General features: G+C 69.9%; 22 protein-coding genes. 14 read left to right on the forward strand and 8 right to left on the reverse strand.

Translation table 11 applies throughout. The features are described 5' to 3' along the window. The first annotated feature begins 69 nt into the window (after positions 1-69). From HW577_RS00840 to HW577_RS00880, 9 genes are all read left to right on the forward strand, one after another. Positions 70-1,281 (forward strand): ABC transporter substrate-binding protein, encoded by a 1,212-nt coding sequence (locus HW577_RS00840; protein WP_198374149.1) that lies wholly within the window; start codon positions 70-72, stop codon positions 1,279-1,281. 3 nt (positions 1,282-1,284) lie between these two features. Continuing rightward, positions 1,285-2,160 (forward strand): branched-chain amino acid ABC transporter permease, encoded by an 876-nt coding sequence (locus HW577_RS00845; RefSeq protein WP_198374150.1) that lies wholly within the window; start codon positions 1,285-1,287, stop codon positions 2,158-2,160. Then, on the forward strand, positions 2,157-3,104 hold the full coding sequence (locus HW577_RS00850; protein ID WP_198374151.1) for a branched-chain amino acid ABC transporter permease: 948 nt from the start codon (positions 2,157-2,159) through the stop codon (positions 3,102-3,104). Before HW577_RS00845 ends, HW577_RS00850 begins: the two co-directional genes overlap by 4 nt. Beyond that, positions 3,101-3,868, forward strand: coding sequence for an ABC transporter ATP-binding protein (locus tag HW577_RS00855; RefSeq protein ID WP_198374152.1), 768 nt, complete (start codon positions 3,101-3,103; stop codon positions 3,866-3,868). The genes HW577_RS00850 and HW577_RS00855 overlap by 4 nt, the downstream gene beginning before the upstream one ends. Continuing rightward, positions 3,861-4,562 (forward strand): ABC transporter ATP-binding protein, encoded by a 702-nt coding sequence (locus tag HW577_RS00860; RefSeq protein WP_198374153.1) that lies wholly within the window; start codon positions 3,861-3,863, stop codon positions 4,560-4,562. Before HW577_RS00855 ends, HW577_RS00860 begins: the two co-directional genes overlap by 8 nt. A 2-nt stretch (positions 4,563-4,564) precedes the next feature. Then, positions 4,565-6,265, forward strand: coding sequence for a hydantoinase B/oxoprolinase family protein (locus tag HW577_RS00865; protein ID WP_198374154.1), 1,701 nt, complete (start codon positions 4,565-4,567; stop codon positions 6,263-6,265). Continuing rightward, on the forward strand, positions 6,262-8,313 hold the full coding sequence (locus tag HW577_RS00870) for a hydantoinase/oxoprolinase family protein (RefSeq protein ID WP_198374155.1): 2,052 nt from the start codon (positions 6,262-6,264) through the stop codon (positions 8,311-8,313). The genes HW577_RS00865 and HW577_RS00870 overlap by 4 nt, the downstream gene beginning before the upstream one ends. A 1-nt stretch (position 8,314) precedes the next feature. Beyond that, positions 8,315-8,923 (forward strand): cysteine hydrolase family protein, encoded by a 609-nt coding sequence (locus HW577_RS00875; RefSeq protein WP_198374156.1) that lies wholly within the window; start codon positions 8,315-8,317, stop codon positions 8,921-8,923. A 61-nt stretch (positions 8,924-8,984) separates the two neighbouring features. Continuing rightward, positions 8,985-11,288 (forward strand): xanthine dehydrogenase family protein molybdopterin-binding subunit, encoded by a 2,304-nt coding sequence (locus tag HW577_RS00880; RefSeq protein WP_198374157.1) that lies wholly within the window; start codon positions 8,985-8,987, stop codon positions 11,286-11,288. On the opposite strand, the gene HW577_RS00885 is transcribed toward HW577_RS00880, so the two are convergent. Both HW577_RS00885 and HW577_RS00890 read right to left on the reverse strand, forming a co-directional pair. Next, a complete protein-coding gene (locus tag HW577_RS00885) occupies positions 11,285-12,244 on the reverse strand; it encodes a Bug family tripartite tricarboxylate transporter substrate binding protein (RefSeq protein WP_198374158.1) in 960 nt (319 codons plus the stop codon). The genes HW577_RS00880 and HW577_RS00885 overlap by 4 nt on opposite strands. A gap of 11 nt (positions 12,245-12,255) precedes the next feature. Beyond that, positions 12,256-13,464: an FAD-dependent oxidoreductase gene (locus HW577_RS00890; protein WP_198374159.1), complete on the reverse strand. Its 1,209-nt coding sequence runs from the start codon at positions 13,462-13,464 to the stop codon at positions 12,256-12,258. A gap of 73 nt (positions 13,465-13,537) precedes the next feature. Here HW577_RS00890 and HW577_RS00895 point away from each other — a divergent pair, with 73 nt between their 5' ends. After that, the gene (locus HW577_RS00895) at positions 13,538-14,308 is read left to right on the forward strand and encodes a maleate cis-trans isomerase family protein (RefSeq protein WP_198374160.1); all 771 of its coding nucleotides are present in this window, start codon (positions 13,538-13,540) and stop codon (positions 14,306-14,308) included. Here HW577_RS00895 and HW577_RS00900 read toward each other — a convergent pair. Beyond that, entirely contained in the window at positions 14,305-15,303 is a 999-nt protein-coding gene (locus tag HW577_RS00900) for a nitrile hydratase subunit alpha (RefSeq protein ID WP_198374161.1), read from the reverse strand. The two genes, HW577_RS00895 and HW577_RS00900, sit on opposite strands and share 4 nt — an antisense overlap. A gap of 101 nt (positions 15,304-15,404) precedes the next feature. Between HW577_RS00900 and HW577_RS00905 the strand changes: the two genes are divergently transcribed. Genes HW577_RS00905 through HW577_RS00915 form a run of 3 tightly spaced genes read left to right on the forward strand, consistent with a single transcriptional unit; the run spans position 15,405 to position 17,598 of the window. Next, a complete protein-coding gene (locus HW577_RS00905) occupies positions 15,405-16,391 on the forward strand; it encodes a Bug family tripartite tricarboxylate transporter substrate binding protein (RefSeq protein WP_198374162.1) in 987 nt (328 codons plus the stop codon). 59 nt (positions 16,392-16,450) lie between these two features. After that, entirely contained in the window at positions 16,451-17,158 is a 708-nt protein-coding gene (locus HW577_RS00910) for an RraA family protein (RefSeq protein ID WP_198374163.1), read from the forward strand. Between the two features lie 2 nt (positions 17,159-17,160). Continuing rightward, on the forward strand, positions 17,161-17,598 hold the full coding sequence (locus HW577_RS00915) for an acyl-CoA thioesterase (protein WP_198374164.1): 438 nt from the start codon (positions 17,161-17,163) through the stop codon (positions 17,596-17,598). A gap of 109 nt (positions 17,599-17,707) precedes the next feature. On the opposite strand, the gene HW577_RS00920 is transcribed toward HW577_RS00915, so the two are convergent. Together HW577_RS00920 and HW577_RS00925 are read right to left on the reverse strand one after the other, a co-directional pair. Further along, the gene (locus HW577_RS00920; RefSeq protein WP_198374165.1) at positions 17,708-18,754 is read right to left on the reverse strand and encodes an SDR family oxidoreductase; all 1,047 of its coding nucleotides are present in this window, start codon (positions 18,752-18,754) and stop codon (positions 17,708-17,710) included. A gap of 5 nt (positions 18,755-18,759) precedes the next feature. Further along, positions 18,760-19,503, reverse strand: a complete 744-nt coding sequence (locus HW577_RS00925) for a cyclase family protein (protein WP_198374166.1) — start codon at positions 19,501-19,503, stop codon at positions 18,760-18,762. Positions 19,504-19,623: 120 nt separating this feature from the next. Between HW577_RS00925 and HW577_RS00930 the strand changes: the two genes are divergently transcribed. Then, positions 19,624-20,976, forward strand: coding sequence for an MmgE/PrpD family protein (locus HW577_RS00930; protein WP_198374167.1), 1,353 nt, complete (start codon positions 19,624-19,626; stop codon positions 20,974-20,976). On the opposite strand, the gene HW577_RS00935 is transcribed toward HW577_RS00930, so the two are convergent. The 3 genes from HW577_RS00935 to HW577_RS00945 form a co-directional block, all read right to left on the reverse strand. Further along, positions 20,973-21,458 carry a GlcG/HbpS family heme-binding protein gene (locus HW577_RS00935; RefSeq protein ID WP_198374168.1) on the reverse strand — a complete coding sequence of 162 codons (486 nt, stop codon included), beginning with the start codon at positions 21,456-21,458 and terminating at the stop codon, positions 20,973-20,975. The two genes, HW577_RS00930 and HW577_RS00935, sit on opposite strands and share 4 nt — an antisense overlap. A 66-nt stretch (positions 21,459-21,524) precedes the next feature. Next, on the reverse strand, positions 21,525-23,144 hold the full coding sequence (locus HW577_RS00940) for an amidohydrolase (protein WP_198374169.1): 1,620 nt from the start codon (positions 23,142-23,144) through the stop codon (positions 21,525-21,527). After that, positions 23,141-24,469 carry an NAD(P)/FAD-dependent oxidoreductase gene (locus HW577_RS00945; protein WP_198374170.1) on the reverse strand — a complete coding sequence of 443 codons (1,329 nt, stop codon included), beginning with the start codon at positions 24,467-24,469 and terminating at the stop codon, positions 23,141-23,143. Before HW577_RS00945 ends, HW577_RS00940 begins: the two co-directional genes overlap by 4 nt. Positions 24,470-24,509: the final 40 nt, after the last annotated feature.

A 24,509-nucleotide genomic window follows, 5' to 3' on the forward strand; every position in this document is an offset into this window, starting at 1 on the left:
CGCGGCCGCGGCGCAGGGGCCAGTAAGGCGGTTGGGGGAAAGCAACCCCCGAAGCAGGGAGCGGTATCGATGAGCGGGATGATGATCGGCCGGCGCGGCCTCATGCTGGCTTCGGCTGCCGGGCTTGCGGCGCCGCGCGTCGCGGGGGCCCAGGCCCCGGCCGTGAAGCTTGGCATCCTCCAGCCGGTCACCGGCGCGCTGTCGCAGGATGGCGAATACGGCCGGCTCGGCGCCGAGCTCGCGATCAACGAGATCAATGCCTCGGGCGGCCTCCGCGCACTCGGCGGCGCGCGGATCGAGATGGTGTTCGGCGATGCGCGCTCGAACCCGGAAGGCGGCGTGGCCGAGGTCGAGAAGATGCAGGCCGAAGGCGTCGTCGCCGTGGTCGGCGGCTTCGCGAGCCCGATCTGCCTCGCCGCCTCCCAGGCGGCCTCTCGCTACGACCTGCCCTATGTCGTCGATGTCGGCGTGTCGGACCAGATCGTCAGCCGCGGCCTGACCAACACCTTCCGCTTCGGCCCTGGCTTTGGCGTGGTGACGCAGACCGCGCTCGACAACCTGGTCGCGCTGAACGACGCCGCCGGCAAGCCGGCCCGCACCGTGGTGATCGTGCATGAGGACGGGCTGTTCGGCTCGGGCATGGCGCGGCTGCTGAACGCGGAGCTGCCCAAGCGCGGCTTCGAGGTGCTCGAGACGATCGCGCACCCGACGCCGGCGCGGGACATGAACAACGTGGCGCTGCGCATTCGCGCGCTTCGGCCGGACCTCGTGATCCCTTCGTCCTATTATGCGGAATTCGTGCTGCTGTCGCGCACGATGCAGCAGCAACGCATTCGGCCGAAGGGCATCTACTGCGTGCTGAACGGCGCCGCTTCCAACTTCCGCTTCGTGCGGGAATTCCCGGATGCGGCGAACCTGGTGATGGACTGCAACCACTGGGCCGATCCGCGCAAGCCGAAGACCGCTGAGCTCCGCCGCGCGGTCGAGGCGCAGAACCGCTTCTGGCTCTACAACACGCCGCTCAATTACTCGGCGGTGATGCTGGTCGCCGATGCGCTGGAACGCGCGGGGCGCCCGGACCGGGCCGCGCTGGTCCAGGCGCTGGCCGCGACCGATGGGCGCTTCGAGCGGCACATCATGCCCTATGGCGCGACGCGCTTCGTCAACGGCCAGAACCAGGCCGGGCAGCCGGTGAACACGCAGGTCCAGGGTGGGGACATCAAGGTGATCTTCCCTCGCGACTTTGCCGACGCGCAGCCGGTCTTCCCCGTCACCGGCTGATCCGTGGGCTTCCCGCCGGAGATCATCCTGGAGGCCGTTCTCAACGGCCTCCTGACCGGGGCCGTCTATGGGCTCGTCGCGCTCGGCCTCACGCTCGTCTACGGCGTGCTGCACATCATCAATTTCGCTCATGGCGCGCTGCTGACGGCGGCGATGTACGCGGCCTATGTCGCGCGCACCGCCCTTGGGATTGATCCGTATGTCGCCGCGCTGCCGCTCGCCGGGCTGTTCTTCGTGCTGGGCTACGGCGTGCAGCGCCTGGTCATCGGACCGGCGAGCCAGGGGAAGGACGAGAATATCCTGCTGGTGACGCTCGGCCTGTCGATCATCGTCGAGAACCTGATGCTTGCGATCTTCCGGTCCGATACGCGCAGCATCGACGTGCCCTACGCGATGGAGGTGGTGGAGTTCGGCCCCGCGCTGCTGTCCTGGCCGCGCCTGGTCGGCTTCGGCGCGACGCTCGCCGTGGGCGTGGCGCTGTTCCTGCTGATGACGCGGACCGCGACGGGCAAGGCGATCCGGGCGGTCGCCAAGGAGCGAACGGGCGCGGCGCTGGTTGGGATCGACGTGGCCCACATCTATGCCGTCACCTTCGGCATCGGAACGGCGTGCCTGGCCATCGCTGCGGCGCTGCTGCTGCCGTCCTTCTACGTCTCGCCCCGCGTCGGCAATGCCTTCGTGCTGGTGGCCTTCACCATCGTCGTGCTTGGGGGCATGGGCAGCGTGGTGGGCGCCCTGGTGGGCGGGCTCGTGATCGGCGTCGTGGAGAGCCTTTCCGGCCTCTATCTCGGGGACAGCCTCGGGCAGATCGGCATCTTCCTGATCTTCATCCTCGTGCTGCTGGTCCGCCCGACGGGATTGTTCGGGGCGCGCGCATGACGGCGCGGGACCTGCTACCGATCCTGGCCTTCGCCGCCGTCGTGGCGCTTGCGCCGCTGCTGGTCAGCAGCAACGTCGTGCTGAACTTCCTCGTCTTCACCATGATCATCGCGCTGGCCGCGCAGGGGTGGAACCTGCTCGGCGGCTATGGCGGGCAGTATTCCTTCGGACATGCGGCCTTCTTCGGCACCGGCGCCTACCTGACCGCGATCCTTCAGGTCCGCTACGGCATGAACGCCTATCCGGCCTTCGCGGCGGGCATCGGGCTCGCGGCGCTGGTCGGGCTCGCGATCGGCTTCCTCGCTTTCCGCTCGGGGCTGCGCGGGTCCTACTTCGCGCTCGTCACGCTTGCCTTCGCCGAAGTGTTCCGCGTGCTCGCCAATGCCTCCGAGGTGACGGGCGGCGCGGCGGGCATCCTGATCCGGCTGCGCGCCGACCCGGCGAACTTCCAGTTTGCTGAGCGCGGGACCTTCCTTTGGGTCGCGCTCGCTCTCGTCACTCTCGCCCTGGTCGCGACCCTGATGCTGGAACGTTCGCGCCTCGGCGCCCAACTGGTCGCGGTGCGGGAGAACGAGGCGGCGGCGCAGGCGCTCGGCGTCGACGTGCTGTCCGTGAAGCTGCGCACCATCGCGCTGTCCGCCGGCATGACGGGCGCGGCAGGAGGCCTCTACGCGCAGTACTTCCTCTACCTCGACGCCAACATTGCCTACGGCACCTGGATCTCGGTCGAGGCGCTGCTGGCGCCCATCGTCGGCGGCGCGGGCACGGTCTTCGGCCCCGTGCTGGGCGCTGTGATCCTGCACGGGCTGGCGGAGGCGACGAAGTCCATCGCCGGCAGCATCCCGGGGATCGACCTGGTTGTCTTCGGCATCGTGCTGATCCTCGTGGTCCGCTACCCGCCGCGCGACCTGCCGGGGCTGCTGCGGCGCCGGAGGCGGCCATGACCGGCACCGGTCCCGACCCCGCCTTCCTCGCGGTGCGCGGCGTAACGAAGCGCTTCGGCGGCCTGGTCGCGGTCAACGACGCGACGCTTGACGTGGCGGAAGGCTCGATCACCGGCCTGATCGGCCCGAACGGCGCGGGCAAGACGACGCTCTTCGCCGTCGTCGCGGGCTTCGAGAAGCCGACCGCCGGGCTGGTGCTGCTGGAAGGGGAGGACATCACCGGCCGCCGCCCGCACGAACTCGCCCGCATGGGCCTCGCGCGCACCTTCCAGATCGTGCAGCCCTTCGCCGGGCTGACGGTGCGGGAGAACATCGCGGTCGGCGCCTTCCTGCGGGAGGCGAAGCGCCCGGCCGCGCTGGCGGTGGCGGAGGAGGTCGCGATGCGTGTCGGCCTCGCCGACCAGCTCGACAAGCCGGCCGCGGCGCTGACCGTCGCCGGCCGAAAGCGGCTCGAGGTCGCGCGTGCGTTGGCGACGCGGCCGAAGCTGCTGCTGCTGGACGAGGTGCTCGCCGGCCTGAACCCTTCGGAGGTGCGCGACATCGTCCCCGTCGTGCGGGCCATCCGTGATTCGGGCGTGACGGTGCTGATGATCGAGCATGTGATGCAGGCGGTGATGAACCTCTGCGACCGCGTCCATGTCCTGGCGCAGGGGCGGATCATCGCCTCGGGCACGCCGGCGGAGGTCGTCGCGGCACCGGAGGTGGTGGAAGCCTATCTGGGCCATGGGGCGGCGGCGCGGCTGAAGGGCGGTGCCCATGCTTGAGATTCGTGGGCTCGAGGCCGGCTATGGCTTGACGACGGTGCTGCGCGGCGTCGATCTCTCGGTACCCGCCGGTCGCATCGTCGCCGTGCTCGGGGCGAATGGCGCGGGCAAGACGACGCTCAACATGGCGATCAGCGGCCTGGTGAAGCCGCGTGCGGGCAGCATCACCTTCGACGGTCGGCGCATCGACGGTCTGCCACCGCCCGCCATCGCCGAGGCCGGCCTGGTGCATGTGCCCGAGGGCCGCAAGATCTTCCCGAACCTGACGGTGCGGGAGAACCTCGACCTTGGCGCCTATCGCCGCGCGCGCGGCAACCGGGCGCGCAACATGGACCGTGTCTTTGCCACCTTCCCTCGCCTGAAGGAACGCGCGCGGCAGTTCGCCGGCACGCTTTCGGGCGGGGAACAGCAGATGCTCGCGATCGGGCGGGGGCTAATGGCCGAGCCGCGACTGCTGATCCTCGACGAACCCTCGCTCGGCCTGTCGCCGCTGTTGGTCGAGGAGATGTTTGCCCTGATCCGCCGCCTGCATGACGAGGGCCTCGCCATCATGCTGGTCGAGCAGAACGTCGCGCAGAGTCTCGACCTCGCCGACGAGGCGCATGTGCTGGAAAACGGCGCCTTCGTCCTCGGCGGCGCGGCGGCGGATGTCCGCGCCGACCCGCATCTGCAGCGCGCCTATCTCGGATTGTAGCGATGCCCATCGACCCCGTGACGCTGGCGGTGCTGAAGGGCCGCCTGGAGCAGATCGCCGACGAGATGGACGCGACGCTTTATCGCAGCGCCTTCAACCCGATCATCGCCGAGGCGCGCGACGCCTGCCACGGCCTCTATCATGCCGAGACCGGCGATACGCTCGTGCAGGGCACGAAGGGGTTGCCGATCTTCGTCGGCGCGATGGCCTTCGCGGTCCGGGCCGTGATCGCGAAGGTGAAGGCGGAAGGCGGCCTCGCGTCGGGCGACACCTTCCTGTTCAACGACCCGTATGAGGGTGGCACGCATCTGAACGATTTCCGCCTCGTGCGGCCGGTCTTCCGCGACGGGCGCGTCTTCTGCTGGCTCGCGAGCGTCGGGCATTGGCTCGACATCGGCGGCAACGTGCCGGGGAACTACAATCCGCGCGCGACGGAAAGCCACCAGGAAGGCGTGCGCTTCCCGCCGGTGAAGCTGATCCGTGCCGGCACGATGCAACAGGACATCCTCGACATCCTGGCCGCCAATTCGCGCGTGCCGCAGTCGAACTGGGGCGACCTGAACGGGCAGCTGAACGCGCTCGACCTCGGGGAGCGGCGCCTCGCGGACCTGCTGGCAGAGCACGGCGACGAGGCCCTTTCCGAGGCCTTTGGCCTGCTGATGGATCGCGCCGAGGCGCTGATGGGTGCAGAGATCACGGCCCTGCCGGACGGCCACTACAGCTTCGAGGATTTCCTCGACAACGACGGCGTGGTGGATGAGCCGCTGCGCATTGCGCTCGACATGCGCATCGAGGGCGGGCGGCTCGTGCTGGATTTCTCGCGCTCCTCGCCGCCCTGCGCCGGGCCAATCAACATCTCCGTCGCGACCACCGTCGCAGCTTGCTACGTCGCGCTGAAGCATGCCTTCCCAGATGTGCCCGCCAATGCCGGCGTGCTGCGTCCTGTCGAGGTGATCGCACCGCCTTCGACGCTGCTCGGCGCGACTGCGCCGCGCCCTGTCGCGGGGTACACCGAGACGATCCTGCGGCTGATCGGCGTAATCTTCGGCGCGCTCGGCCAGGCGAGGCCCGACCGCGCGACGGCCGCACCCTTCGGCACGATCAACGCGCTTTCGCTCTCCGGCCAACGGGCGGACGGGACGCGCTGGGTGATGTTCTCCTTCTTCGGCGGCGGCCTTGGCGGTAACCCGGAGAGCGATGGGCTGCATCACGCGAACAACCCGATCTCGACTGCCACCATCCCGCCGATTGAGATCCTGGAAGCCGCGAACCCCGTGATGTTCACGCAATGGGCATTGCGGCCCGACAGCGGCGGGCCAGGCCTGAATCGCGGCGGCGTCGGCGCTGTCTATGAGATCGAGGCGCTGGCCCCGGGTCAGACGGAGATCGCGCTGCTCGGCGAACGCGGCCGCTTCGCACCCTTCGGCGTGACGGGTGGTGGCGCCGGTGCGACCAACGCCTTCTGGTGGGAGACGCCGGAAGGCCGCGCGACGCCGCCCATGGCGAGCAAGGTGGTTGGCGTCGCGATCGGGCAGGGGCAGCGCCTGCGCCTGGAGAGCCCCGGCGGCGGCGGCTGGGGCGACCCGATGCAGCGGCCGGTCGAGATCGTCGCCCGTGACATCCGGCTCGGCCATGTCAGTGTCGAAGCCGCGGTCCGCGACTACGGTGTCTCCGTGGCGCCGGATGGGAACGTGTCCCGATGACCGGGCTCATCGTCGGCGTCGATGTCGGTGGCACCTTCACCGACCTGTTTCTGTATGACCCTTCGGCCGGCGCCTTCCGCACGGCGAAGGTCTCTTCGAACCGCGGCGACGAGGCTTCCGGCTTCCTCGCCGGCCTGCGTGCGCTCGGTGGCGCGGCGGGGATGGAGGCGATCGTCCACGGGACCACAGTCGGTACGAATGCGCTGCTGGAACGCAAAGGCGCGCGGCTCGGCGTCATCACCACCGCGGGGTTTCGCGATGTGCTGGAGATGCGCCGCCGCGATCGCCGGCACACCTGGGGCCTCTGGGGCGATTTCACGCCCATCGCCGAGCGTGACCTGCGGCTGGAGGTGCCGGAGCGCACGCTCGCCGACGGTACGATCCGCACGCATGTCGATCTCGAGGCGGTGCGTGATGCCGCGCGGCGCCTGCTCGCCGCGGGCGCCGAGGCCTGCGCGATCGCCTTCATCAACGCCTATGCGAATTCGGCGAACGAGCAGGCGGCTGCGGCTGCCGTGCGTGCGATCTGGCCCAACCCGCATGTCTCCGTCTCCTCCGAGATCCTGCCCGAGATCCGCGAGTTTGAGCGCGCATCGACGGCTGCGTTGAACGCCTATCTCCAACCCGTCGTCGCGGGTTATCTCGGCCGGCTCGAAGGCGCGCTCGCGCAGGAGAGGTTTACGGGACGCTTTCACATCGTGCAGTCGAACGGCGGCATCATGTCGACCGCGACGGCGCGGCGGATGCCGGTGCGCACGGCGCTGTCCGGCCCCGCGGCGGGCGTCATCGCGGCCGCAGCGATTGCGCATGCGGCGGGCTTCGAGAACGCCATCACCTGCGACCTCGGCGGGACGTCTTTTGATGTGTCCGTCGTTGCCGGCGGGCGGATGGAACTGGCGGCGCAGGCCACGATCGACTTCGGCCTTGTCATCCGCTCTCCGATGATCGAGATCACCACCATCGGCGCTGGCGGTGGGTCGATCGCGCATGTCGATCGTGGCGGGCTGCTCCAGGTCGGGCCGGAAAGCGCCGGCAGCCGGCCGGGCCCGGTCTGCTACGGGCAGGGCAATGACCGGCCGACGCTGACAGATGCGAACCTCGTGCTCGGCCGCATCAATCCGGATCGCCCTATCGGCGGTACGCTCGCGCGCCTGGATGTGGATGCGGCGCGCGACGCGATCGCACGCCATGTCGGCGATCCGCTCGGCCTCGATGCCTTCGCGGCGGCGGAGGCGATCCTGCGCGTCGCGAACGCGAAGATGGCGGGCGCAATCCGGCTGGTCTCGATCGAGCGCGGGCACGATCCCGGACGCTTTGCCGCGCTGCCCTTCGGCGGTGGCGGCGCGCTGCATGTCAGCGCGCTGATCCGGCAGGTAGGGCTGAAGGCGGCTCTCGTCCCACGGTATCCGGGCGTGACCTCGGCGTTGGGCTGCATCATCGCCGATGTGCGCCACGACCAGGTACGGACGCTGAACCTCGCGCTCGACACGCTCGACGCGGCGGCGCTCGACGCGCGCATGGTGGCGGAGGCGGAGGCCGCGCGGGCTATCGTCGCCGAGGCGGGCCTGCCGCTCGAGCGGATCGACACCGTCTTCGAACTCGACATGCACTACGCGGGGCAGACGCATACCGTCGCGGTCCCTCTGCCGGTCAACCTCGGCGAAGGCACGACCGGCGTGACGGCTCAGGCTGTTCGCGCTGCCTTCGAGGCTGCCTATGGCCGCGCTTTCACGAGACTCCTGCCGGGGCTGCCGGTGCGCATCGTCACGCTGCGCACGGCGGCGATTGGGCGGCGACCGCATTTCGACCTGGCCATGCTCGCACCGGGGCAGGAGGCCTCCGTCGCGACGGCGGCGCAGGGCAGCCGCCCGGTCCGCTTCGACGGAGCGTGGCACGACACACCGGTCTTCGCACGCCTTGCGCTGCCCGTCGGCGCCGTGGTGGCAGGCCCCGCGGTGCTGGAGCAGCCGGATGCGACCATCGTCGTCGATCCCGGCCTCGCCGCGCGTGTCGATCGCTTCGGCAACCTGATCATCGAGAGGGCCTGACATGGCGGGCGCGCCCATATCCATCGCCGAGACGGCGCTGCTGCTCTGCGATCTGCAGAACGACTTCATCCATCCGCGCGGCGCCTATGGGCGGGCGGGCCAGTCCGCACCGGCCATCGCGGCGTTGCCGGCGCGGCTTGCCCCGCTTGTTGCTGCAATCCGTGCCAAGGGTGGCTGGATCGCCTCGACGCACTTCACCCTGGTGCCCGGGCGCGACGGCGAACCATTCATCTCCGAGCATCTGAGGCGCATGCGCCCCTTCCTCGGTAAAGGCGACTTCGCGCCCGGATCCTGGGGGCAAGCGCTGGTCGAGGAGCTGGCGCCATCGGAACTGCCGGTCGAGAAGCTCGGCTACGATGCCTTCTGGAACAGCCGTCTTGAATGGGTGCTGCGCCGGGCGGGCGTTCGGAAGCTGCTCGTTGCCGGCATCGTGACGAATGGCGGTGTGGCCTCGACCGTGCGCGGCGCGCATGTGCGGGAATTCGACGTGAAGCTGCTCGAGGATGGCTGCGCCGCCTTCTCCGAGGAGATACACCGCGCCGCCGTCGAGGGGCTGCGCCCGGTCGCGGAGGTCACGACCGTCGCGGAAGCACTCGCCGCGCTCGGCTGACCCCTGGACAAGCCGCGCGCGCCCGGCATCTATCCGGCGCGACGTACCGGGGATTCAGGACATGGACAAGTTCGGCATCGGCCAGCCCGTGCGGCGGAAGGAGGATGTCCGCCTCCTCACCGGCCGGGGCACCTACACGGACGATATTGACCGTCCTGGCCAGGCGCATGCGGCGATCCTGCGGTCCCCGCATGCGCATGCGCGCATCGTCTCGATCGATGTGCGGGAGGCCATGGCCGCGCCCGGCGTCCTCGCGGTGCTCACCGGCGCCGATGCGGATGCCGACGGCCTCGGCCTGCTACCCGTGCAGGTGGATGTGCCGGGCAAGGAAAGGCCGCTCTTCTGCCCGCCGCGGCGCATCCTCCAGACCGACCGCGTGCGCTTCGTGGGGGACCCCGTCGCGCTCGTCGTCGCCGACACGCGGGAGCAGGCGATGGATGCCTGCGAACTAATCGCGATCGACTACGATATCCTGCCCAGCGTCACCGAGACGGGCAGGGCGCTCGACCCGGATTCGCCCGTCATCTGGGAGCAGAATGGCAGCAACCTCTGCGTCCATTGGGACAGCGGGCGGTCCGAGATGGCGGACGCCGCCTTCGCGAAGGCGGATCGCGTCGTTGCGATGGACCTGGTGCAGAACAGGCTCGTCGGCAATCCGATGGAACCGCGCGTCGCCCTCGGCGAATGGGACGGGGAACGCTGGACGCTGACCTCCCCGACCCAGGGGGTGATCCGGGTGCGGGAGGGCCTCGCGAAGATCGTCTTCAAGGTGCCGCTCGAGAAGGTCCGGGTCGTCTCGCCGGATGTCGGTGGTGGCTTTGGCCTACGCGGGAAGCTGTTCCCGGAAACCGCGATGGTGCTCTGGGCGGCCAAGCGCCTGGGGCGACCGGTGAAGTGGCGCGCGGGGCGGACGGAGACCTTCTTGTCCGATCCGCACGGGCGCGACCATGTGACGCGTGCGGAGATGGCCTTCGACGCGAACGCCAAGGCGCTCGGCGTGCGCATCCGCACGACGGCGGCGATGGGCGCCTACCTGCTCGATTTCGGGCCGCGTATCCCGACCCTCGCTGGTGGGCGCATCAACGGCACCGTCTACGACATCCAGGCGCTGAATGTTCAGGTGAAGTGCGTCTTCACCAACACCGTCTCGACTGACGCCTATCGCGGCGCCGGGCGGCCGGAGACGGCGTATGTGCTCGAACGCCTGCTCGACCAGGGCGCGGCCGCCTTCGGCATCGGGCGCGACGACATCCGGCGGCGCAACTATGTCCGCCCCGACCAGATTCCCTATGCGAATGCCGCCGGCAACGTGATCGATTCCGGCCGGTTCGAGGAGACGCAGGAGATGGCGCTGAAGCTCGCCGACTGGGCGGGCTTCCCAGCGCGTCGGGCGAACGCGGCGCAGCGTGGAAAGAAGCGTGGCATCGGCCTCGGCTACTTCATCGAAGCCTCCGGCGGCCAGCCCTTCGAATGGGCGCGCGTTGCGCTCACGCCCGAAGGTCGCGCGAAGCTGACGGTGGGAACCTTCAGCCATGGCCAGGGGCACGAGACCGCCTACGCCCAGGTGCTGAGCGAGAAGCTCGGCATACCCTATGACAGCATCGACCTGGTGCAGGGCGACAGCGACGTGGTGCAGAAGGGCGCGGGCACGGGTGGTTCGCGATCTTCCCAGATGGGTGGTGTTGCCATCACGCGCACCGCGGCGCTTGTTCTCACGAAGGCTAAGCGCATCGCGGCACACCTGCTGGAAGCTGGCGTGGCGGATATCGAGTTCGCGGAAGGGCGCTTCAACGTGGCCGGCACCGACCTCACCGTCGATTGGCCCACCGTGATCGCCGCGGCGCATGATCCGGCGCGGTTGCCGCCTGGGGAGACGCCGGGCCTGGACGAGAACCTGACCTACACGCGCGACACGGAATGCAACTTCCCCAATGGCTGCCATGTGGCGGAGGTCGAGATCGACCCCGATACGGGGGAGGTCGTGCTCGTAAACTACGCCGCTGTCGACGATGTTGGCGTGGTGATCAACCCGATGCTCGTGCACGGGCAGTGCCATGGCGGGATCATGTCCGGCATCGGCCAGGCCATGCTGGAACATGCGCGCTACGATTCCGAGAGCGGCCAATTCCTGACCGCCACCTTCCAGGACTACTGCATGCCGCGGGCAGGCGATGCGCCATCCTTCCGCCTCGGCCTCAACATCGTGCCATGCCCGTCGAACGACCTTGGCGTGAAGGGCGCTGGGGAGGGCGGGGCCTGCGGCGCGCCGCCGGCGATCGTCTCGGCCGTGTGCGATGCGCTGGGCGTCGCGCATGTCGACATGCCGCTGACGCCCGAAAGCGTTTGGCGGGCGCTGTCGCGCTAGTCCACCCGCGCGCCGGATACGCGCACCACCTCCGCCCAGCGCGTGATCTCGCGCTGGACGAAGGCGGTGTAGTCCGCGCGCGAGAGCGGCGGCGACTGGGCACCGATCTCCGCCCGCCGCTGCGCCACGTCCGGCGCGGCCAGGGCCGCGAGTGCCTCGGCATGCAGCCTGTCGGCGATCGGCGCGGGCAGGCCGGCCGGGCCCGAGAGACCGAACCAGGTCGAGGCGACGAGGTCCGGGAAGCCCTGCTCGACAATGGTCGGGACATCGGGCCAGCCCGGGATCCGGCCTTCACTCATCACGGCCAGGATGCGCACGCGGCTGTTGCGCCCGGCTTCCTGCAGCGTCGTGATCATCGCCTCGATCTGGTTCGCGACAACATCGTTGAACGCCGGGCCGCTGCCGCGATAGGGCACGTGGGTGAGTTCGATGCCGGCCAGACGCTTGAACAATTCCAGCGTCACGTGGCTCGAGGAGCCGTTGCCCGGGGACGCGACGCGAATGCCGCCTGGATCGCGCCGCGCCCAGGCGACGAACTCCGCAACGTACGCGACCGGCCGATCCGCGTTGACAATCAGGACGTTCGGTATGGCGGCCAGCAGCGCGATATGCGTGAAGTCCCGCATCGCATCATAGGGGATGGTCCGGTAGACGGACGGCCCGACGCCCTGGCTCGCGATGTTCGACACGAGGAGGGTGTGTCCGTCGGGCGCGCTTTTCGCGACCACGTCGCTGCCCACAGTCCCGCCGGCACCGGCGCGGTTCTCCACCACGACCGTCTGCCCCAGCGCAGTCCCCATGCGGTGCGCGACGAGCCGCGCGACGACATCCGTCGCGCCGCCCGGCGGGAAGGGCACGACCAGACGCACCGGCCTCGCTGGCGCCCATGGCGCCGGCTGGGCCTGCGCGATAGCGGGCGCGGCGACGAGGCTTGCAAGGATCGCGCGGCGCTGCATGACGGCTTCCTTCAGGCGATGGCGGCTGCGGCACGCAGGCCGCTGATCATGGAACTGCGGAGAAGGTGCTCACGCGCGCGGACCGGATCGCCTGCGATGGCCTGCATATCGGCGAGCAGTTGCGCCCGGCGGGCGGGATCGCGTTCCCTCATCCTTGCGCGGTTGCGATCGGCCTGGGCGATGATCTCGCGCTCCGCGACCGGCCTCCGGCGGCGGGTGTAGCGATCGAGATGCGTCAGGTCTGTCTCTCCGCGCCAGACGGAGGCGATATGCGTGGCGAGCTCGAAGGCGTCATGGATGCCCCCGTTCATGCCCATGCCGCCGGACGGTGAATTCAGATGCGCCGCGTCGCCGCAGAGCAGCATCCGTCCGCGGCGATAATCCCCCACAATCCGCTGGTGGATTCGATAGGGGCGGAGGTCGAGCACCTCATAGGGCGTGCCCTTGGGATGGATCGCGTGCAGCTTGCGTTCGATGGCGTCCGGCGTCAGCGCGGCCTCCACATCCTCGCCCTGAGCGGTGTGCAGGCTGGCGCGCCAGCGCCCGGGCACGTGCAGCAGGGAAAAGGTTCCCGAGAAGGCGGGGTGGTCCGTCCAGATGTAGTTGACGTTCGACAGGCCATCGAACACGTCCTGGAAGTCGAAGGGCGTCGTCGCGAGGATGGTCGTCTCGGGGTAGGTGTCGCCGCCGAACGGCATCTGCATCGCCTTGCGCACGACGCTGCGCGCGCCGTCGCAGCCAATGACGAAGGCGGCGCGGAACGGTTCGAAACCCTGGCCCGACAAGGTCACGCCGTCCGCGTCCTGCGTCAGCGCATCGACCGCGCAGCCGAAGCGTGGCGCGGCGTCCCGATGCTCCGCATGCAGCTTCGCCAGGATGAGGCGCGACAGCTTCCACTGTTCCGCCTGCAGCCTGTAGGGATGGGCGGTATCGGCCGCGATGACGGAGAGGTCGAAGACCGCGCGCGCGCCATCCTCATGCCGCCGGATCTGCCAGGTCGGCGTGACGAGCCCCTGCGCGATCAGCGGCGTGGCCAGGTCGAGCCCGTCCAGCATGTCGAGCGTCGGCGGGTGGAAGGTGGAGGCGCGGAGTTCCTCGCTGATGTCCTCTCCCGCCTCGAGCAGCGCGACAGGCAGTCCCGCGCGCGCGAGCAGAAGCGACAGGACGAGCCCGACGGGCCCGGCGCCCACGATGGCGATCGGATCGCGCTGGCCTGCCATGTCGCCTCCTTCCGTGACGCCCGGAAAGTGAGGCATCGTGGCACGGTCGTCCAGGGTCCGGGGAGAGGCGCGCATGTCGGTCGAATACGCAGCGGACGGACTGCTCGGCGTGCTGACGCCACAAGCGAACACGACGGTCGAGCCGGAGTTCGCCATCCTGCTTCCGCCGCGGACGGCGATGCTGAACGCCCGGCTGACCAGCCCGAAGCCGACGATCGCCGCACGCCTGGTGGACTATGTGGATGGGCTGGATTTCGCCGTTACCCAATTCGCCAATGCCCCGGTCGGCGCGATCGCCTTCGCCTGCACCGGTGCCTCCTACCTGGTGGGACGGGATGCGGAGGATGCGGCGGTCGCGCGGCTCGAAGCACGGCTCGCCATCCCCTTCGTGACGGCGGCGCGGGCGGTCTGTGATGCCTTCGCGGCCCTTGGCGCGCGGCGCATCGGCCTTGTCTCGCCATATCCGGCAGAACTGACGGAAGCCTCCGCCGCCTATTGGGCGTCGCGCGGATTCACGGTTGGGCGGATCGTGGCGGCGGCACCTCCTGGCGATGCCTTCCACCCGATCTACGCCATGTCCGCGGGCAGCGCGGGGGAGGCGCTGGCCGGCATGCGCGGCGCGGGCGTGGATGCGATCGTCATGCTTGGCACCGGCATGCCGACGCTGAAGCCGATCCTCGACTGCCCGGCGGTCGATGGCGCGCCGGTCATTTCCTGCATGACGGCGCTCGCATGGCGCAGCCTGGTCGCGCTGCGCGGCGCGGCGCCCGATGGCGCGGGCCTCCGCCGCTGGATCGGCGGAGAGGGCTGGCGCGTGCGCTACGCGCAGCGAATGGGCGGCTAGGGAGACTTCGCCGGCGTCACGCCAATCATCGAATCGCGTGTGATAAGGGTGGCGAGTTGCTCCTCTGACCAGTCCTCCGTCCCGGCAGGGCGAGCCGGGATGACCATGTAGCGCAGCTCCGCATTGCTGTCGTGGACGCGCAGTTCCACATCGTCGGGTAGGTGCGTGCCGAATTCCGCAAGCACGCCGCGCGGGTCGCGCACTGCGCGTGCCCGGTAGGCTCGTGACTTGTACCAGGCCGGCGGCCGGCCGAGCACGCTGCGCGGATAGCAGGAACAGAGCGTGCAGACGACGAGGTTGTGCAGTCGATCGGTGTTGAACAGCGCCGTCAGCACCGTCTCCCCGCCCGAGAAGCCGAGTTCCCCCACGGTCCTTCCTGCATCTGCGGCGAGCCGCGCGGCAAAGCCTGGATCGGTCCAGGCGCGCGCGACGACGCGCGCACCGTTGTGCGGTCCGCGGCTGTCCATGCGCTCGATCTCGGTCCGGATCTCCTCGGCCGTCACGATGCCCTTGGCGAGAAGGAGGTTACGCACGGCAAGTCCACGCAGGCGGAGCGGCGGAAGCTCCTCGAGCGTTGCGTCGTCATCCTGCTGGTAGGGGTGATCGTCGTGGTCATGCTCGTGGTCATGATCGTGATGCTGATGTGCGGCTGGGGCGCCCTCCACACGGTGCAGGCCGGCCGCGCGCAGGCGTGCCTCCTCCGCCTGCATCTCGGCCTCCGGGATCACGCCCTTTGTGTCGAGCAGTGAGGAGAAGGCGAGGATCCAGCGCTGGTAGTAGGGCATGGCCCAGTAGTCCGGCGCATCGAGCCCTTCCTGTACGCGGCGGCTCTCGTCGGTGGTAAAGAAGTGCCGCTTCCGGTCGGCGAGCAGGATGCGGATCGCGTCCGCCTCCTTCTCCCAATGCGCAGGCTCGTGCTCCTCGCGCGTGATGGGGCCGGCGTAGCGGCCGCCGGCGTCATGCGGCGGATGGTCGGGCGGGGCGATCTCGGTCATGCGGCGCATCCTGCCAGGGACGGTGCGGACGGCAAGCCGCATCTCGACAGCCCGTCCGCTCGCCCGCATCCTCCCACGCCGTCACCGGGAGACGCCACGCCATGCCAGCCATCGCCCGCCGTTCCATGCTTGCCCTCGCCGCAGCGCCGCTTGCCATGCCAGCCGTCGCGCAAGGCGCCTGGCCGCAGCGCGACCTTCGCCTCATTTGCCCCTTCCCGCCCGGCGGTACGACGGACGTGGTCGCGCGGCTGGTCGCGACCGCCATGCGGGAACCGCTCGGCCGTGCCGTGGTCGTGGAGAACCAGCCGGGCGCGGGCAGCACGCTCGCTGCCGGCCGTTTCGCAAGGGAAGCGGACGACCATGCGCTGTTCCTGAGCCAGATCGCGTCGCATGCCATCGGCCCGGCCCTCTACCGGAACCTGGCCTACGATCCGGAGACCGATTTCCGCGCTGTGACGCTGCTCGTGACCGTGCCGAACGTGCTGGTGGCCAATCCGCGCAAGGTGCCCTCCGGCGACATCCGTGACTTCCTTCGGGAAGCGCGGCGCCAGCCGGGCGAGCGCAACTTCGCCTCGGCCGGCAACGGCACCTCCACCCACCTGACGGGCGAGCTGATCGGCCAGCTCGCGGGCGCGCGGCTGACGCATGTGCCGTACCGCGGCGCGGGCCCTGCCATGACCGCCGTGGTGGGCGGGGAAGTCGACACGCTGATCGACAACCTCCCGACCGCGCTGCCGCAGATCCGCGCGGGGACGGTGCGTGCGCTGGCGGTGACCGCCCGCACGCGCGTGCCCGACCTGCCGGACGTGCCGGCGCTGTCGGAACTCGGCGCCGAATTCGGACTGGAAGGCTTCGAGGCCGAGGCCTGGTTCGGGCTGCACGCGCATCGCAGTGCGCCCGACGCCGTCGTCGAGCGGATGTCCGCGGCCGTGCTTGCCGCGCTTGCGGATGCCGGGGTGCGGCAGCAGCTTGCAAGCCGCGGGACGACGCCGCGCGGCGGCCCCCCCGCCGACTACGCGCGGCTGGTCGCATCCGAGCGCGCGCGCTGGCTGCGCGTGGTCCGCGACGGCAACGTGCAAGCCGACTGAGGCGGGTTTGACCGGAACGGGCCGCCGCCCGATGCTGGTGGCCCGGAGGAGACACCGACATGACGACCTACCCCTTCACCGCCGCGGATCTCGAGGCGCTGCGCCAGTGGGACACGCCCACCATCTGCAACGCGCTTGAGCTCGTCGCTCCGCAGCGCCGCGGGCACGGCTTCACCGTGCGCCCGATGACGGCGGTCGATCCGAAGTTGCCGCCGATCTGCGGCCTCGCGCGCACCGGTACACAGCGCGCCGCCTTCCCCTCGGGTCGCAGCAAGGATGCGGATCGCGCCATGCGGGTCGCCTGGTACGAGTATGTGGCGGATGCCGCGCTGCCGACCGTGGTCTGCCTGCAGGACCTGGACGACACGCCGGGCGTGGGCGCCTTCTGGGGCGAGGTGAACAGTGCCGTGCACCAGGGACTTGGCGCGCAGGGCGTGGTGACGAACGGGTCGGTGCGCGACCTCGACATGTTCGCGCCGGGCTTCCAGGGCATCGCCGGCGTGGTCAATCCGTCGCATGCCTACGTCCATATCGTCGCGCTGAACTGCGACGTGACGATCCACGGCATGCAGGTGAAGCATGACAACGTCATCCATGCCGACCGGCACGGCGCCGTTGTGATTCCGCACGACGTCGTCACCAAGCTGCCGGCGGCGATCGAGCTCGGCGCGCGGCGCGAGAAGGTGATCCTCGACATGGTCAAGGCGCCCGGCTTCGACGTGCACAAGCTCAAGGAAGCGCTCTCGAAGGCCGACGACATCCACTGAGGATGGTGCGCGCGCCGCTCTGTCATGTGCTGCCCGGATGGGTCGACCATTACGGGCACATGAACCTCGCCTACTACCTCGTGGCCTTCGACCTGGCGACGGACGCAGTGTGGCCGTCGCTCGGTCTCGGCAAGGGCTTCCAGGAGAGAGGGCTCGGCACCTTCGCGGCCGAGTCCTGGCAGGCCTACACGCGGGAGGTGACGCAGGGCGCGCCGCTCGCCTTCGAGAGCGAGGTCCTCGCCTTCGACGCCAAGCGCCTGCTCTGCCGCCATACCATGTTCCACGCGACGGAAGGCTGGCAGGCGGCGGAGAACGAGGTTCTCTATCTCTGCGTCGACCTCTCGGCACGGCGCGTCGGCGCCTGGCCGGAGGATGTGGTGGCGCGCTTCGCCGCGCGTGCGAGCGGCGCCACGCCGAAGCGCCTTGCGCTCAGGCGCTAGGGCAACATCCGATCAGCCGGAAACGGCTGATCGGATTCCTTGTTCTGGAAACCATTGAACCCACAGCACGAAATCCGATCACGCTGATTCGGTGCGATCGGATAGTGCTTTAGACGGGCGGCAGTACGCCCGCCGCGCGATAGCCCTCGATCTGCGTCGCGAACATCGCCCAGCTGTCGACGAAGCCCGTGAAGCCCGCCGCGCGCGCGGCGGTCATGGAGGACAGCACGTCGTAGTCCATGCCCAGGAAGAAATCAGCAAACGGCCAGCTCGCCACGTCCGACAGCGGCAGGCGCAGCCGGGCGCGCGCCCGGATCGCCTCCCAGACCGGTTCCTTGTCCGCCATCCAGTGGGGCATGGACATCGGGCGCGGACGGCCACAGGGCAGACCGAAGCGGTCGGCCAGGAACGGCCAGAGGTCGCACCAGCGGAAAGCATCGCCATTGGTGATGTTGAAGGCGCGGTTTGCCGCGCGCGGGTCTCGCACCATCCAAAGCACGCCGTTGGCGAGCAGCGTCGCCTCCGTCACCTCGTGCAGCGCCGTCCAGGCGCCGGCACGCCCCGGGAAGTCGAAGGGCACGCCCAGTTCGCGGCAGATTGCGGCATAGGCGCCGAGCGTCGAGACCATGTTTCGCGCGCGCCCGGGGGCGACATCGAGCACGAAGTTCGGCCGGCTTGCGCTCCAAGACCAGGCGCGCCCACGCTGGCGCGCGACCACCAGATCCTGCTGGTCATAGTAGAAATTGGGCGGAAGGTGCCGCGGATCATCCTCGCGTGCCGGCGTGCGGAAGGGGCCGATGTGCAGTCCATACCACTTGCCCCCGTGGATCAGATGGATATGCGCGAAGCGCGGCAGCGAGCCCTCGGCGGCGTCGAGCAGGTTGCGCAGCATGCGGGTGTTCGCCGGCACGTCCTCGACGCCGCTCTCACCATGCGGTGCCCGGGATGCGTAGACGATGCGGGTGATCTCCGGATGTTCTGCGAGTGCGTGGCGAAGTCCATCGGCGTCGCACAGGTCGGCTTCGATCCAGGCACCGGCGCCGGCCGGGCGGTGGCGCGAGAGGCCGATTACGGCGAGGTCTGGCACGGCCCGCGCGCGCTCCATCACGCGCGTCGCGGCAGCGCCGCTGGCGCCGACGACGAGAAGGGTGTCCATGGCGCTCAGCTCTCCCTGACCGGCCGCGCGAAGATGCGCGCCGGCGCGCCATCTGCCCCCGCGAGCGACAGGGCACCGAAGACGAAGTCCGCACGCTGTCCCGCCAGCGGTCGCGGTCCACGAAGATGCTCGCAGATCAGCACGCCGTCCTTCAGCAGCACCTGGTGCACGGGCCAGTCGAACCCCTGGGCTGGCCGGCGATGGACGGGAAGGTCCGGCGTTGCGAAGTCGAAGGCGACCAGCTTCACCCGCTGAGCAACGATCCAGGATGCGGCTTCGAGGCTGAGACAGGGGTGGTGATCATAGGCATCGGTGCCCACGAAATCCGACCAGCCGGTATCGAAGGCCAGCACGTCGCCCGGCCGCAACGCGGGTCGCGCGGCTTTCAGGTGATGGGGCTCGATCAGGGAATCGGGCGGCAGGTCCAGGCGCCAGACCACGCCTGCGCCGCTCAGACGTTCGGGCGGAATCGCCTCGAAGGTCGGGCCGTCATTGAAGAAATGAAAGGGCGCGTCGAGATGCGTGCCGGTGTGCACTACCATCCCGAATTCGGTGACGTTGAGCGGATCCGCCGGCAGGCACATGAGGCGACGGATCGTCGGCGGCGGGAACATCGGCACGCGCGGCGTGGCTTGGGAGACCGAGTGTGACAGGTCGATCCAGGGGCCCGCGGGGATGGCCGGCGACGGCGCGGGCAGGTCGATCCAGCCGCGCCAACCCGTTCCGCGCGGTGGTGCCGTGTCGCACATGGGGCGTTCCTCCGTTGCGCGGATGCTCGCAGCGTGGGGGTCGCTCCGTCAACCGGAGCGCCTTGCGCCGTGCGGTTGGCGCGGCCACGCTGCACGGCAAGCAATGACTGGAGGGACGCCATGACCACCCGCGCGCTTGCGGAATTCGTCGCCGCGCTGAAGCCGGATGCGATGCCGCCCGAGGTGACGGCGCAGGCGGCGCGTGTCGTGCTCGACGCCGTGGGTTGCGCCGTCGCGGCCTGGACGGAGGATGCTGAGAAGGCGCGCGTGGCACGGGAGATCGCCGCGCTCTATCCGGCGAACCCCGGCGCCGGCGTGATCGGTGCACCGGGTCTTTCGGCGCAGCCGGCCTTCGCCGCGCTCGCCAACGGCATCCTTGTGAATGCTGCGGACAATGACGACACGCACAAGCGCGCGCTGCTGCATGTAGGCTCCGTCGTCGTGCCGGCCGCGCTCGCGATGGCGCAGACGCGCGGCCTGACGGGGCCTGCCATGCTTGCCGCGCTGGTCGCGGGCTATGAGGTCGCGGTGCGCGTCGGCATGGCGGTGATGCCGACGCATTACCGCTTCTGGCATTCCACGGCGACCAACGGCACCTTCGGTGGGGCGGCGACGGCGGCGCATGCGATGGGCCTCGATGCTGATGGGGTGCAGCGTGCGCTCGGGCTTGCGGGAACGCAGGCGGCGGGGCTCAACACCTTCTTCGAATCCGGCGACATGACCAAGAGCCTCCATCCCGGCAAGGCGGCACTGAACGGCGTGCTCTCGGCGCAACTCGCAGCCCTCGGCATGACCTCGCCGCCCGGCATCCTGGAACATCCGAAGGGCTATCTCGCGGCCTTCTCGCTCGACCCCAAGGAGGCGGCTCTGACCGATGGGCTTGGGACGCGATGGGAGATCCTGCAGAACGGCTTCAAGTTCTTTCCCTCGATCCTCGCGAGCCATTCGCCCATCCAGGCGACGCTCGCGATCGTTGCGAAGCACCGGCCGGATCCGGCACGCATCGCGCGCATCACGAACGAGACCTACGAGACGGTACGCACGCACTTCTCGAACAAGGAGGTCGCCTCGGTGATGGCGGCCCGGGTCTCAGTGCCCTACTGCATCGCCGCGGCCGCGGTGGACGGGCGGCTGACCCAGGCGCAGTTCGCGCCGGCGCGCATCGCCGACCCGCTCATGCGCCGCGTGCTGGAGCGCACCGAGGTGATCGCGGATCCCGAGCTGAACCGGCTCTATCCCGCGAATTTCCCCGCACGCGTCACCATCACCATGGAGGACGGCCAGTCCTTCCAGGAAACGGTGATGCTGCCCAAGGGCGATCCCGGCGCACCGCTCTCGGATGCGGAACTGGAGGACAAGTTCCGCGGCAATGTGGAACCGGTCTTCGGCGCCGAGCGCGCGACACGGCTGCGCGACGCCATCCTGCGCCTTGCGGAAGGCGGGACGGTCGCGGAAGTCGCGACGCTGGTCTAGCCGAGCCGGTCGCGAATGCGGGCGATGCCGGCCTCGGCGCATTGGTCGTCGATGTTGCCGCCCGGCGCGCCACCAACGCCGATCGCGCCCACCACCTCGTCGCCCACGCGGATCGGCAGGCCGCCTCCCACGACAAGGAAGCCTTCGATGTCCGGCAGCCGCGCCGCGCCGGGATTGGTCCGCACCGTTTCCAGGATCTGGCTGGTGCCGGCGCGCATGCTGGCGGAGGTGTAGGCCTTGGCGCGCGCCGAGGCGACGGTGTGCGGGCCGGCGCCATCGGCGCGAAGCAGGGCCCGGACGATACCCGAACGGTCGACGACGGCGGCGGTGACGCGATGGCCGCGCCCGGCGCAGGCCTCGACCGCCGCCGCGACGGCTTCGTGCGCAAGCGCGGCGCTGAGCGTCCGTTCGGTCACCAGTCCTTGCGCCAAGGCGGGTGGCGCCGCGAGGGCGAGGCTGGCGAGCAGGAGCAGGCGGCGCATGGCGTGATCTTTCGGCGAAACGGCGTCACCTGTGTCGCATGGCGCGTGCCCGGCGGGGAAGGGGGCTCAGGCGCGATGCCGGATCACACCGCCGACGACGGTCGCCCGCACCTGCGTCTGGCGGATCGCGGCCGGATCGCTGGCGAGGATGTCGGTGTCCAGCACGGCGAGGTCCGCGAGCTTGCCGACCTCGAGGCTGCCCTTCTCGAGTTCCTCCCGTTGCGCCCAGGCACCCAGGGTTGTGTAGGCGGCGAGCGCCTCGCGTGGCGACACGGCCTCATGCGGGTCGAGCTCCGCGCCGCTCGCTGTCCGCCGCGTGACCATCGCGCCAAGCGCGGTGAAGGGATTGACCCGGCAGACGGCGAAATCCGAATGGCCCGGCGCCGGGATGCCGGCATCGATCAGGCTGCGATGCGGCCACATGTGGCGCATCGCGGCTTGGCCACGATTGGCGACATAGGCTTCCCCGAGTTCGTCCATGAAGCCGGTGGCCGAGGAATCGACGAACCCGCCGCGCTTCAGCCGTGCGAGGATGGGCGGCGTGACGTAGCAGCAATGCTCGACCCGCATGCGGTGATCCTCGGCCGGATGCGCGGCAAGCGCCGCTTCCATCACGTCGAGTGCGAAGTCGATGCCGCGATCACCCACGCCCTCGATCATGACCTGCAGCCCGGCCTTGTGCGCGGCGGTCGCACGCACCGTCAGGTCGTCCTTGTCATAGAGCAGCATGCCGGTGTTCGGCACCGGTTCGCCGGGCACCGGCGTGCCGACATAGGGCTCCCAATAGGCCGCGGTGCGGCCAGAGGTCGAGCAGTCCGGGCACCATTCGACGCCGATCAGGCGTAGCCACTCGTCCCCGAAGCCGGAGCGGATGCCGGCGCCGATCAGATGCGGGATCAACGGCTCGTCGCGGCCGCTCGCGATGATGCCCATGCGCATCCGCCAGCGCCCTTCGCGCCGCATCGCCTGGTAGGCACGGATGGCCTTGGATGGCGTGAGGGAATTGGCGACCGAGGTGATGCCCCAGCGCAGGCATTCGTCCTGCACCTGCTCCATCCCCTCGGCGATGTCGGCCTCGCTGTCCGCGCCGTGGACGGCGTTGAGGAAGATGTGCGCGGCCGTCTCCCGCACCAGGCCGGTGAATGCGCCTGTGGCGGGGTCCCGGTCGAAGGCGCCGAAGGGCGGGTCCGCGGCGTCGGCGGGTACCCCACAGGCGGCGAAGGCGGCGCGGTTGGCGAGGCCGAGATGCCCGTCGGTGCGGAGGATGAAGACAGGATGCCCCGCGCTCGCCGCGTCCAACTCGTCCAGCGTCGGGTATCCGCCGGATGCACGCTCGTTCAGCCGGTAGAAGGCACCCCAGCGGCCCGGCGGCAGCGCGGCGCAAACGCGGGCGATGGTGTCGAGCAACTCCGCCCGCGTCCTCACACGGTCGGGCGAGACGAGAGTCCAGGTCCGCAGCCGGACGGCGTAGGCATCCGGATGCGCGTGGCTGTCGACAATGCCGGGGATGACCCGGCGGCCTTCCGCGTCCAGCACCGTGGTGCCGGGGCCGACATGGCCGCGCATCGCGGCGCTGCTTCCGATGGCGACGATGCGACCGCCATGGGCGGCAAGCGCCTCGGCCTCGGTTCCCGCCGCATCCATCGTCGCGATGCGGCCGTTGAGCAGGACGAAGTCGACGTTCATGCGGCCACCCTGTCGATATGGTCGCGCAGCCGGTACCAGCCGCCGACGATGGGAAGGAACCAGTTCGGATTGCCGTTGTAGAGCGGCGGTGCCGGAAAGCTGAGGCCGTCCAGCGCGAAGGGCTCGTTCTCCGCGCCCGCTATCTTCAGCGCGGCGCGATGGCCGAGCCAGGTCGCCATGGCGACGCCAGATCCCTGGCAGCCCGCGGCATAGTGGATGCCGTCCTGCACGCCGATATGCGGCAGGAAGTCGAAGGTGAAGGCGACGTTGCCGGTCCAGGCATGGGTGATCCGCGCTTCCTTCAACTCGGGAAAGACCGCCGTCATGAAACCGTGCAGCACGGGTGCCGCAGTGTCGGGCGCGGCGGGGCCGAAGCTCGCCCGCCCGCCCCACAGAATGCGGTTGCCGTAGGGGGAGGGGCGGAAATAGTTCAGCACGCGCTTGGTGTCGCTGATCATCCGCCGACCAGGGAACAGGCGGTCGATCGTCTCGGCCGGCAGTTCCTCGGTGGCGATGATGTAGGAGCCGACCGGGATCATGCGCCGCGCGAGCCATGGCAGGGCTGCGTTGCCATGCGCGTCGCGGGAGTACCCGTTGGTCGCGACCAGCACGGCATCCGCGCGCATCTGGCCGCGGTCGGTGGTCAGGCGGAAGCCCGCGCCGTCCTGCCGGATGCCGCCGACGCGCACGCCGTCCACCAGGCGGGCGCCGGCACGATCGGCGGCGTCCGCAAGGCCTCGCGCATATTTGCCGGGATGCAGGCTGCCAGACGCGTCGGCCAGCATGCCGCCATGATAATGGTCGCTGCCGAGCGCCTCTCGCTGCCGATCGCGCGGCAGCATGCGGGTCGGCAGGCCGGTGACCTCCGCTATGAAGTCGGCCTTCGCGGAAAGTGCGTCGTAGTGCTTGCGGGTCCAGGCCGGCACGAAGCGGCCGCAGCGGACGTAGTCGCAGTCGATCGCCTCCCGCGCGATCGTCTCCTCGATGAAGGGGAAGGAGGCCGCGGCGGCGGCGGCGATAGCGCGGGCCTTGTCCGCCCCATGCGCCTTCTCGAGCGCGCCGGAGGCGACCTTCAGCCCGCCCGAGACCATGCCGCCATTGCGGGAGGAAGCCCCCCAGCCGATCCGCTCCGCGTCCAGCACGGCGACGTCGTGGCCGAGGCGCCGGAGCGTCAGCGCGGCGGATAGTCCCGCATAGCCGCCGCCCACGACGGCGACGCCGGCATGGTCGGGCAGCACGCTGTCGCGCCGCGGCGGCTCGGCGGCGTCCCACCACCAGGGCGTCGTCTTGAAGCCGGAAGCGAAGATCCCTGTCGCGAGGGTCATTGCCGGATCATCCTGCCCATGGTCAGATTTCGCCGGGAGA

The sequence above is a fragment of the Neoroseomonas rubea genome (assembly GCF_016106015.1).
Taxonomy (GTDB): Bacteria; Pseudomonadota; Alphaproteobacteria; order Acetobacterales; family Acetobacteraceae; genus Neoroseomonas; species Neoroseomonas rubea.